The organism is Candidatus Neomarinimicrobiota bacterium, from assembly GCA_034716895.1.
GTDB lineage: Bacteria > Fidelibacterota > UBA8477 > UBA8477 > JABMPR01 > JABMPR01.
The window spans coordinates 1-11,126 of the sequence record JAYEKW010000145.1; the positions used below are offsets into that span (position 1 = coordinate 1).

An 11,126-nucleotide genomic window follows, 5' to 3' on the forward strand; every position below is an offset into this window, starting at 1 on the left:
CTAGGTAATAGTAGGTTATCATACCCCCAAGCTAAAGCATGGGGTAAGCGTTGTCCTTATTCTCACACAGCCTCTATACCCTTATATCCCTGACATCCTCGTCTCCAGGTACGCATTTAGGGGAAGAGCCAGAAAATATTTGGATCGAGGCTTGAGAATGATTTGTATGACAGCTATTGAAATCAGCGAAATTTCAGGTATAGGGTAACCTAAAAAGTGGGTGGAATCCATTTTTTGGCTTCATATTCAGCATTATAGAAGGGCTCCAACTGATCTAGATCCGGGGTTGCCTGATTGTGGCGCAATTGAGCCAGAAAGGCTACCTGTCCTGCATCAGCAGCCAGATGATGGAATCTATCTTTGATGGATCCAGTTGCTTGATCTTCATTGAGCCATTGGGCAAATCCTCGATCGGCAGTGCCAAAATAGTGGTCAATATCTGGGTCTGGTAACTTATCCCAAGGTCCATAATGAAATGTCGGTGTAACGAGGGGGTATTCATTTCCCAAATCATAATCAGCATAGTGGACAAAATTCCGATGTGAAAAGATGACCGCCCGGCAGCGACCTGACAACTGTTGGCGTAAACCTAAAGCCATAGCATCAGTACTCACAATTGGGATCAGGGGTAATTCACGGGCCAGGGCTAAGGCTTTCATCGTAGCCAGACCGATGCGAAGGCCATTAAAGCTGCCAGGTCCGATAGCCAGGGCCAAAGCGGAAACCTTTTTGCCTTCCACTTTGCAGAAGTCCAATGCTTCCTGGAGAAACAGTGATAGTTTTTCGATATGAATTTGACCACCGATGGCTTCCCTCTGAAAAACGATCTGATCCTGGTCAGCAATTGCTACAGAGCAAACCACGGAGGAGGTATCGCAAGCAATGACCATCAGATCGACTCTAGGACACGGGGTGAATTTATCAGAATCTCACGTTCATCCCCAGATTCGCCTACATGACGAAAACGAAGGCCAATGGCATCTGCAGGAATAGCATCTGCAACAATATCAGCCCATTCAATAATAATGATCGCTCCTGACTCATAGTATTCCCAGATGCCCATGGAAATCAATTCTGCTCCAGTTGAAAGACGATAAGCATCTATATGGACAATATCCTGATCTTTTCCATGGTACTCATTAATATAGGTGAATGTAGGACTGAGGGTGTATTCTTCAACTTCAAAATAAGCTGTCAACCCCTGGGTAAAGGTGGTTTTGCCACTGGCCAGATCACCGCTCATGGCCAATACATCACCAGGCTTTAACTGGGCTGCGATCCGCTTAGCCAGCATTTGGGTTTCAGCTGCACTCTGTGTTTTAAAATGGTATGCAGGCACTATTTAGGCTCCAGATGTGCCAAGGGTATGAGCATTTCCCACATACTCAGTCCCCCATGTTGATAGGTATCAGCAAATTTATTTTGGAATTTTCTAAAATTATTGGGATAGAGGAAATAATACATTTTCTGGGCAATGGCCATTGTGTCACTTGGTCCAGTGGAGGGAATACGCAATCTTTTCGGATCATCCAGATACCAGGCATCCTTGGGACTTGGCTTTAGATTCCGTCCCTGCTTAAAGCGCAAGTTGGTTGAGGCTTCCCGGTCAGCCAGTATCTGGGTGGGCTGTTGAACGCGGACACTGCCATGGTCTGAAGTTACAATTACATGGAAACCTTGTTTTGCTGCACTTGCCAGCACATCCTTGATCCAGGAATTATTGAACCAGGCGCGTACAATTTCGCGGTAGCTGGCTTCGTTGGGCAGGATCTCTCTTAGTAATGAGGAATCTGTTCTTCGATGAGCCAACAGGTCAACGTGATTTACAACCAGTGCAACCAGTTGCTGATTCCCCCAGGAAGCAAACTGTTTGGCAAACTGAATGCCATCCCGATTACTGAGAACTTTCTTATACTTGGCTTGCGGTTTAAGCTCCAGACCTGATCTTCGGATATTTTCATGGAGAAAATCTTCTTCATGACGATTAAGGCTGTGTTCATCCCGGCCACTCCACCATTCGGGGTGAAAACGCTGCATATCATCGGGAAAAAGTCCACTAAAGATGGCATTGCGACTGTATTCGGTAGTAGTGGGTAATAAAGAATAATAGCCATTCCGTGTGATCTGATAATCCTGATAGAGGAGAGGTTCCAATGTCAACCACTGATCCCAGCGCATGCAGTCGATTATGAGCATAAGAACCCGTTTGTTCTGCTCCAGCAGGGGTTTTACTGAGTTTGAAAAAACATCAGGTGAGAGGGTCGGGCGTTCATCAGGAATGCCATTAACCCAGGTCTCGTAATTTGATTTAATGAAGCGGGTGAACAGATCGTTGGCTTCGTGTTGCTGCTGCAACAACATTTCATCAAAACCCAGGTCTGGATAATCATCCAATTCCAACTCCCAGGCGGAGAGTTGATTGTGTATGTCGATCCAGTCCTGATGACTCGGGTTATCTTCGATACGCTGGGTGAGCCGGGTAAAAGCCTGGAGATATTTCTCTGAAATCGCGTCCTGTTTAATCTGACGATTTTCAAGAATTTTAATAATGGCCAGGAGAATTTGAGAAGGGTTCACCGGTTTGGTAAGATAATCAGAGATATGACTACCGATGGCTTCTTCCATGAGGCTCTCTTCCTCATTCTTGGTGATCATGATGATGGGTAAAGCTGGAAATTCAGCTTTCAGGATAGCCAGTGTTTCCAGTCCTTCTTTCCCGGGCATGTTCTCATCAAGGAGGACAATATCGAAACGTTGTTGTCCACACAGGGCGATGGCATCATCACCATTGGTGACAGTGGTAACTTGAAAGCCCTTCCCTTCCAGGAAGAGAACATGGGATCTGAGCAGGTCTATCTCATCATCTGCCCAGAGTATTTTTCCACGGTTAGATTCAGGTTTATTCATGGGTGGAAAATATGAGGGGAAGCAGAGATTGAAAGTTGAAAATGGAAAATGGGAAATGGAAATTGGAAATTGGAAATTGGAAATTTGGAATTGGGAAATGGGAATTGGGAATTGGGAATTGGGAATTTGTGGTGGTGCTTTTTTATATGGACACGAGTTAATAGAAATAGAGTATAGCTGGGAAAGTGTGTGGTGCTGTTGGTGATTCTTATACCAATTGATGAAGTAACCGCCTCGAGTTCGACAGCTGTGTTTGATGAGATTCGAAAACTTGCGACCTATCCCCTCTTCCTTATTCCTTATTACTTAGAAGTAAGCAACCAGGAGCCATCCCAATCCGGGTCTGGCGGATTCTCCATAAATATTTTGCAACGTTCTACATACATACGACTTGGATTTGTGTTGCGTCCGGGAAACATATCCTCCTTAGCATCTGAGGTTTTAAAAGCTTCCAGGGCAGCAACAAACTTTTGATTTCGGTAGAGTTCCAGAGCCTGGTTGTAGGTGTGGAGCATATCAGCATATCCATCTGGCAGATTACCCTTAGTGGATATGAGTTCATAGACTCTGACCGGTTCGGTCTTCCCTTTAACGATGGCATAGTCCAGATCTCGCCATTCAAAACCATCTTTGGCTGCCAGATAAGTAGCTTCAGCAACCTGAATGTAGATCCCATATTGTTTAGCGCCTGATTCCAGGCGAGCGGCAGTGTTCACAATATCACCCATCATTGTGTAATTCATGCGCATGGCCGACCCCATATTTCCTGTCACCATATCACCTGTAGCGATACCAATACGATTCTGCATATGATGGACGATCTCTGGCCAACGGTCACCTTCTGATTGCCACTTTTTACGAAGCTCATCCAATCCAAGCTGCATATTTATAGCAGTCAGACAGGCCATGTGTTCATGATTATCCACCGGGACCGGGGCACCATAAAAAGCGACGATGGCATCACCAATATATTTGTCCAGAGTACCTTTATTCTCCAGGAGGATATCAGTCATTGAGGTTAGATACTCATTCAGTAATTCAACGACTTCCTCAGCAGTTAACTTTTCTGAAAAACTGGAAAAACTTTGAATGTCTGTAAAAAAAGCGGTATGGATACCGGCATCACCACCCAGTTTGGGTTCTTGCTTTTGTTCATACATCTGGTCGATAAGTTCTGGAGCGATGTAGGTACCAAAGGTATCTTTGAGAAAGTGTTTGTCTCGTTGTTCCAAAATGTATTTATAAAGTACATTGGTCAAATAGGTCAGGGCCATTACTGCCAGTGGTGCCATAATAGGAACAAACAGCGTCTCACCTGGTGGTGGCATTTGAATCGCTTCAGAATTTCCGGATATCCATTTAAACAGCCATAATTGATCCCTTGTGAACAGGCCCACACTAATACTAAACAAAACAGTAGCTTCAAATGCGACCAACATCCCACCCCAGAGTGGATCAAAAAAGACAATGATCAGGTACGCAATAAAAGCGGCCAGAATGATCAGGACTATTTGTGATACTGCAGAATCAGAGGTGAATTCGATTGTATTTCCCAGAACATGAATAAAATTTTGATCCAACAGGGTCTGCGTAGCATTAGCGTGATATTCAAAACCTGGCATGAGGGTTGGTGCTCCCAGATAATCAAAGAATGCAGTAGATTTGTAGTCGTGCATAACCTCTACCGAAACACCAATGATACAGATCTTATCCTTAAAGGGGCTTTCTAAGACCTGGTGAGTGGGATCCATCAAGCTCATCATCATATTCAAGGTACTGGAAGGATCAAAATTGGACATCCAGTTCGTATCCTCTTCATAAGAAGGCAGATCATAATCCTCCGTATCGATGATCCAAACCAAGGGAAAGCGTTTAAAGGTCTGCCAGGGTTCAGACGCGCCGATCCGAGAATGGGAGGCTGGTCCGTAAATGTTGGTTAAAAAGCCTGGATGGTCTGATCCATAAGTAGGGATGCGCAAAGGACCATAAATAAACTCACTCATATCGGCATCAAAGGTCAACCCTGGTTCATCTGGGATATCAAGGAAGTACTTGACTGCTTTCATACCCAATGAAAGTCGCCATACATCAGGTTCATGGGTCATGGCACTGAATACCGGGTAACGACGAGTAAAGTGATCTTTATCCTCTTCGATATCGACCAGACCATGATCCGGATTCACCTGCATGATAACATCGTTGGGTATGATCAGGATCTGAGGTGGAATACGTGAGGGTTCAGATTTTATAGTGGAAGCCATGACCACTTCGGTGCCTCTCTCCCGGGCATATTCAATGGCATCCACTATTGCCTGATCCCCATCAGTATAACCTTCAGGCAATACGCCATTAAAAACAGATAAAACACGAGCAGTATGTGCATCACGTGCATCAAACTGGATATCAAAGACCACTACCTTGGCACCTGCATCTGCCAGGTTTTTTATGGTTCTATCCCATATTTCACCGCGGGGATAGGGCCAACCAATCTCTCCTAACAAGCGAAAAGTTTCATCATCAACATCGACGAGGACAACATCAAGACTATCATTTGGATATTCCTGGTGAGAAGCCCAGGATGAGAGCGGGCCACGTAGCTGAAAATTGAAGTCCAGAATTTTGAAATTTGCAAGGTCGAGTAGACCAAAAATCTGAAGTATAAGAGCCAGAATGATGGCTACAACAGTGAACAAAACACCAATGCCATATTTTTTGATCATGAGGGATTCCGGTTTTTAAATTATTGCTCGGTGACCAAGGTAATCATTTGGGTGGGTACTTGAAACTTGAATATGCTGGGTGAAGGGTGAAGGGAGTGAGTTGGGTTATCTGCTTGAGGATATCTAGAATGTCATTTCAAAACGAGCAGAAACTGTATTATCAGTATAATTTGTATAATCGCTGATATACTGACGCTGTTCATAGCTGCCAATGACCCTGGACTTGATCACTGAAGTACCAATATTAACGGGGCGGAAAGAATATTGACCATTGAGCTGCAGATTTGTTTGAGTTTTTAAGGCAGAGGTCAGCACATCCTCAACATATTTCTCTGTTTCAAAGGTCATATACTGCAGGCTTCCTCTAAGAATGAGATGGCTGCTAAAGAGTCGGTAACCTGCTCCAAGACGATAAGTACTAAAGGTATTGCCCTGATAGCTTGGGTCATCATTCTCATAGAGTTGACTTTGATTACTACGAACAGAGATGGTCGTAGTAAGGGGAATTCCCCAAGATGATCTGAGATTGAGCCCATACAGGCTTGAAGACCTTAACAATCCTTCGCGATCTACAACTGCGTTATTCATGTTTGAACGCATCAGGTTAAATGAGAAGGTGTTTTCGATCTGACCCAGTTTCAGACTGTAGGTCAAATTCACATTTGAGCTAAGTGATTCGTTAAGCTCGCGGTTGTCCGTAACCAGAATGGTATCCACACCAGATGCCAGCATTTGCACGGTGTGGGTTGTATCATCGATATTATTGTCGCGAGTGAAAAACTTCATATTAGTTGAAATAGTAGGTAGGCCGCGACCCGGATTGAGTGAGATCCCGCCGCTAAAAGCATTCTGTTCCAAGCGCGGATTGGCGATGGGATCCTGAGAGGTTGTATTATTCTTATACGATTGCCAGCCCAAATTCAGATACAGCATATTATTGAGCATGCGAATCTTATCGGTAACCTTCCAGCCATTCCACCCCTTGCCATCTAATCGCAATACGGGACTGCCAAGTGCCTTATATCCAGGACCAACATGATGATAATCCACATGAATAAAATTACCATAATAGTTCAGCTTGGTTGAGAAGTGTAGAGCCAGGGCTGTTAGTCCAGCAAGAGTATTTCCATTTGTGATATTATCTATATCTATGGGTAGAATCAGATTTTCGTTGATGATAAAATAATCAGACAGATTACCTGGATCGAATTTTCCATCAGTCATTAAAAAGTCCAATTTACCGGCCAGGGCTTCGTCAATAAGCGACAGGGGCAAGTCTATCGTACCTGAACCGATCGTGTCATCATAAGTTGTATCTGAGAGTAATCCAAAAGTATCAAGTTGCGCCCGGGTAAGCGGTCCATCGAGAATGTTCCTGTTGTGAAGTGAGAACGCGGCACTACCTGACATGACAAAGCGATGATTATCAAAGGCTAGCTTTAGATCTGAGCCCACAACGATGTTGTCTTCAGGGTTACTTCCATTCATAAAATATTGGATTGAGCGTGTGCTGTCATCCAGTGTAAAAGTATCTGCCCCGAATGGAACCGTGACAATACCTGATTCCCCGATCAGCTCCTCAGAAAATGTTGTTCCATCCCACCAGGTGGGGCGGGCTGCAACGCTATTGACACTATCTCTGGTGTGTACAAAAAACATCCCAAGCTGGAAATTCTTTCCTGAACCAATACTGGGACGAATAGCAAACAAACCACGCTCAAAACTGTAACCAGTGCGTTTCCACTCTGCGCCGGTGCTATCGAATTTGGCGACACCGGTAATAGCACGCGCTGTTTGTCCAGTAACCACATGCAGGTTAACATACTTGAAGCGCAAATCGATATTGTGTCCACGTACTCGTTTGCCCCAAAGAGCCAGCCGATTCATCATGGGTGTTTCATCGCCATAAGTATATTTTAACCAAGAGGTTCTCACCTTGATCCCATAGCGATTCCGGGGCTGAAGTGTTGAATCCTCCTTGGTAGTCAGGTTTCCAAATATTTTAATTTTAGCCCAGTCAAAACTGATATTGGTTGAGAAATCAGCACGAGAAACTCTCTGAGATGTGGGCAGATAGATTGGCACGGAAACAGTATCAACACCGATAACTGAATCGATCTCCGTGTTACTGATATTGATCAGATCCTCTCGTTGGCTAAGCGTGAGATTTCCGTTTACCCGCCTATCAAAGATCTGTTGTGCCTGACTACGGATATTAAAACTCCAGGATGTTGATGACAGGCGAACACCATAGATATTTGAGACCTCAATGAAAATATTGTGTTTACCAGCACTCAGGGCATTTGGTTTATAAGTGATCAGATCAGTAGTTACCAGGGAATAGGCTGTAACATCCACATTATCAAAAGAAACCCTGACTGAGTTAATATCAACATTCTCAAGATTAAATAGAGAAACTGCGATGATCATGGGTTCGCCATAGGGAACTATGGTTCCAGGGTCAGGAGTCAAGATGATCAATTCACCGAAATTCTCGCCTGTAGCAACTGTCTTATCAGCAAGCCCTGGCTCAGAAACGGCAACATACTGCGGGTTTGTAAGAGGGTCATCGTTAAGGGGAAATGCTACGAGTCCGCCATTTTTCATACTCAAAACGATCACATATTCAATTCCGGGGGCGCCAATGATCTCACCAGGCAGATCACCTGAAAGCTCCAATTCTCCCAGAGTCATGATCTCTTCCAGGTATCCTACTTGTCCAGCCAGCCGATAGAGAATCTTGGCCTTTTCAATCTGATCCAAATCTCCGGTATAGATGGCTTCAAGAGTAAGTGAGCTTCCCTCGATAGCTTCCTGGGGAGGAATATGGATGATCTCGCCTTGCTGTTGCAACGCGAAGGCATTAATCCCTATCCCCACAAGCAGTATGGTAAGTAACCGTTTCATGTCAGATATCTGTCAGGGTAGTGTTATTCAGCGTATTCGATTATGATAAATTTTTCAGAATTAGTTTCTTCATTGACCATGCGAATCCGAAGTTCGTGAATAGTACTGCCCGTTTCTTCTTCTTCGCCTTCTTCCTCAGGATCGTCGGGAACATCTTCTTCTTCTGTGTCCTCGACTTCGACAGTTCCATCCGGGCTGGAAGCAGCCGTTTCATCAGCACCAACGTTTTGGACGGTGCCACTAATCAGATTCTCGACTTCGACAATACCTTCAACAACAATAAATAAATCACCATTCTCATCACTGGTGACCCACCACTCCGTGCCTTTGACCGATGCCACTGATGTGGGTGTAGCGATCCGAAACTCACCTTTTTGCTTATTAACTGTGGCTTTTACAGTGCCATAATCCAATGAGATCGTTTTAGATATCTTGCCTCGTTCAACAGCTGCCAGGATCTCCATCTCTGAGTTCCCTTTGACTTTGAGCTGACTTTTGTCGTCGAGGAAAAAGATTGCCACAAAACCATCTTCTCCGGTTTTGATCCAGTCATGATTCTTTAGTTGGGTACCCATCACGGCATTGGGACTATAGTCATCCGCATTAAATTTTTTATGGAATGTAGTTCCCCGTGATTTTGCAATCACACCGATGGGTTCCTGAGCAAGAGCATCGGCTGACACAAGGACCAGGAGAATGGTAATAAATGCTATTTTCTTATAATATTTCATGATAAGCCCTCTATTGTGTCGTAATGCTTTCAATCTCATAGGCTCCACTCATTAGTTGAACCAGGAGAGCCCCAAAGTCAGTTGTGTTCATATTCTCACCATCGAGGGTGATCTCAGCACATTCGCCATAGCCCTCCAGTGGGCCGTTGGGTCCAAATAGAATATTGTACTGACTATCGCCAAGAACATTCCGTAGCTGCTGTTGGCAGGGTGTAATGGTTTGACCAGCTTCGGTGATCGTGAAGCCATATATTTCACTATAGGATTCTTCAGCCGCACCGGTTGTCTGACACATTTTTTTAACCTGCCAGGCATATGCCTTACCAACTTCAAGAGGACGTCCATTCACAGCTGAATAATCAAGTTGAAAATTATTTCCCATGGACACGAATGAGCCATCATCCGGAAATGGAAAGGAGGCTTCACTTTGAATGGCATCTGCGGGGGAGCTGTGTTGAATCGGATTATACTCACAGATTCTTATGTAGTAATCATCACAGCCGGTAGAATTCCATTCAAAGTTTGGATAAGTATTACTGATAAACTCGTAGCCCAGGGGCGGAAATATTAGATCGATGTTAGCAGGTTGCTCGATGATGATGATCTTGTGTGGATCAAATCCGATATAATCAACGGAATAGCCAGGTGCCGTAATGTTAAGATTAAACACATATTGGCCATCGGGCATTTTCAGATTGGAGGTCACTTGATTTCTCAGTGATTCAAATTCATCGCCGCTGATAGCATCAAAAGTGTAAGTATTAAATGATATCTCATTGCCGAGTTCATCACGGAAACCATCGCTGGCGGTGTTCAGGTCAAGTTGTCGATTATCGATATAAATGGGACCTAACAGATCAAGGGTAGCATCAACGCTAAAAATAGTGGTTTGATTTAGACCGAGGTATTCAACAGTAGCTGTCATTGAAACAACCAGTCGCATGTCCCTGACGGTATCACTACCAGCATCTATACGATAGCCGAAGATAAGTGGGCTTCCTGAGCCATAGCTTGCTTCTACATCGGCTGCGTAGATGATATCCCATTCGGCCAGGTCAGGTTGAGCCGTTACGGTTATCGTTTGAGCGCTAAGTGACACGCCAAAAATAAGAATAATTAGTAAATAAATCTTTTTCATAGCTTCCTCCTGCATAGAAGCAATATAAGTCATGCAAATCATACTTGCGTGCGCCATATCATCTTCCATATTAGCGGGAATTTAGTTAGTGACATAGAGATAAACAACCGTTCAGCGATGAAATTGACGTTAAAATGTGTTAAGGATATGAATGTCAATTTGAGGTTACCTCTCGCCTGTCTTCGCAAAGCTTTGCCACGATGAGGTCGGCCAGATAAAGATGAGCGGTAATCTCCACTGTACTTTGAATATCGAAATTCGAATAACGACGGTTGATTTGAGACATACTTCATTATCCGACATTCCTTGTTCGAAGGTTCTGAGTTCATAAAAATAGAAAGAGCCCCGTCCTTCGATAATCTCAGGATTCGGGGCTCTTCAAGGTTTCTCGACAACGTCCTACTTTCACACACTCAAAGAATGCACTATCATCGGCGCTACAGGCCTTAACTTCCGAGGTCGGAATGGGATCGGGTGTTTCCCCTGTGCTAAAGTCGTCGAAAAATCAAAAATCTTTATCTTCTCGGTGATTTCTTTTCAGTAAATCACCTGTCAGAGTCGCTTTTCTTGCGAAAAGCGCCAGGATTGACAAAGTATGGGAAAAAGCTGAGTAGTGCGTTATATGCGAACTAGAGTTAGAATAATATTGATCAAGCCTCACGGTAAATTAGTACCACAGGTGTAAGCACGGTAACGTGTTCAGCCGAGTGGTACTAATTTACC

The 11,126-nt window shown here is 44.2% G+C and carries 8 protein-coding genes and 1 rRNA gene; 1 reads left to right on the top strand and 8 read right to left on the bottom strand.

Annotation, left to right across the window (positions count from 1 at the left end; translation table 11 throughout):
* Positions 1-209: 209 nt before the first annotated feature.
* Genes tsaB through U9Q77_09050 form a run of 3 tightly spaced genes read right to left on the bottom strand, consistent with a single transcriptional unit; the run spans position 210 to position 2,907 of the window.
* A complete protein-coding gene (tsaB, locus tag U9Q77_09040) occupies positions 210-890 on the bottom strand; it encodes a tRNA (adenosine(37)-N6)-threonylcarbamoyltransferase complex dimerization subunit type 1 TsaB (protein ID MEA3287502.1) in 681 nt (226 codons plus the stop codon).
* Positions 890-1,339, bottom strand: a complete 450-nt coding sequence (gene tsaE, locus U9Q77_09045; GenBank protein MEA3287503.1) for a tRNA (adenosine(37)-N6)-threonylcarbamoyltransferase complex ATPase subunit type 1 TsaE — start codon at positions 1,337-1,339, stop codon at positions 890-892. The genes tsaB and tsaE overlap by 1 nt, the downstream gene beginning before the upstream one ends.
* Positions 1,339-2,907: a bifunctional response regulator/alkaline phosphatase family protein gene (locus tag U9Q77_09050; GenBank protein ID MEA3287504.1), complete on the bottom strand. Its 1,569-nt coding sequence runs from the start codon at positions 2,905-2,907 to the stop codon at positions 1,339-1,341. Before U9Q77_09050 ends, tsaE begins: the two co-directional genes overlap by 1 nt.
* A gap of 28 nt (positions 2,908-2,935) precedes the next feature.
* On the opposite strand from U9Q77_09050, the gene U9Q77_09055 reads away from it, so the two are divergent.
* Entirely contained in the window at positions 2,936-3,112 is a 177-nt protein-coding gene (locus U9Q77_09055; GenBank protein ID MEA3287505.1) for a hypothetical protein, read from the top strand.
* Positions 3,113-3,209: 97 nt separating this feature from the next.
* On the opposite strand, the gene U9Q77_09060 is transcribed toward U9Q77_09055, so the two are convergent.
* The 5 genes from U9Q77_09060 to rrf all read right to left on the bottom strand — a co-directional run bounded on the left by U9Q77_09060 (position 3,210) and on the right by rrf (position 10,905).
* Entirely contained in the window at positions 3,210-5,627 is a 2,418-nt protein-coding gene (locus U9Q77_09060) for an adenylate/guanylate cyclase domain-containing protein (GenBank protein MEA3287506.1), read from the bottom strand.
* Between the two features lie 123 nt (positions 5,628-5,750).
* Entirely contained in the window at positions 5,751-8,534 is a 2,784-nt protein-coding gene (locus U9Q77_09065; protein ID MEA3287507.1) for a hypothetical protein, read from the bottom strand.
* Between the two features lie 23 nt (positions 8,535-8,557).
* Complete coding sequence (locus tag U9Q77_09070) at positions 8,558-9,265, bottom strand: FecR family protein (protein MEA3287508.1); 708 nt, start codon at positions 9,263-9,265, stop codon at positions 8,558-8,560.
* A 10-nt stretch (positions 9,266-9,275) separates the two neighbouring features.
* Entirely contained in the window at positions 9,276-10,403 is a 1,128-nt protein-coding gene (locus U9Q77_09075; protein ID MEA3287509.1) for a hypothetical protein, read from the bottom strand.
* A gap of 386 nt (positions 10,404-10,789) precedes the next feature.
* Positions 10,790-10,905, bottom strand: a 5S ribosomal RNA gene (rrf, locus tag U9Q77_09080).
* Between the last annotated feature and the right edge of the window lie 221 nt (positions 10,906-11,126).

Bases quoted from the DNA above. Each gene is read 5' to 3' on its own strand.
- tsaB (MEA3287502.1), bottom strand. From the start codon at position 890: ATGGTCATTGCTTGCGATACCTCCTCCGTGGTTTGCTCTGTAGCAATT.
- U9Q77_09050 (MEA3287504.1), bottom strand. From the start codon at position 2,907: ATGAATAAACCTGAATCTAACCGTGGAAAAATACTCTGGGCAGATGAT.
- U9Q77_09060 (MEA3287506.1), bottom strand. From the start codon at position 5,627: ATGATCAAAAAATATGGCATTGGTGTTTTGTTCACTGTTGTAGCCATC.
- U9Q77_09065 (MEA3287507.1), bottom strand. From the start codon at position 8,534: ATGAAACGGTTACTTACCATACTGCTTGTGGGGATAGGGATTAATGCC.
- U9Q77_09070 (MEA3287508.1), bottom strand. From the start codon at position 9,265: ATGAAATATTATAAGAAAATAGCATTTATTACCATTCTCCTGGTCCTT.
- U9Q77_09075 (MEA3287509.1), bottom strand. From the start codon at position 10,403: ATGAAAAAGATTTATTTACTAATTATTCTTATTTTTGGCGTGTCACTT.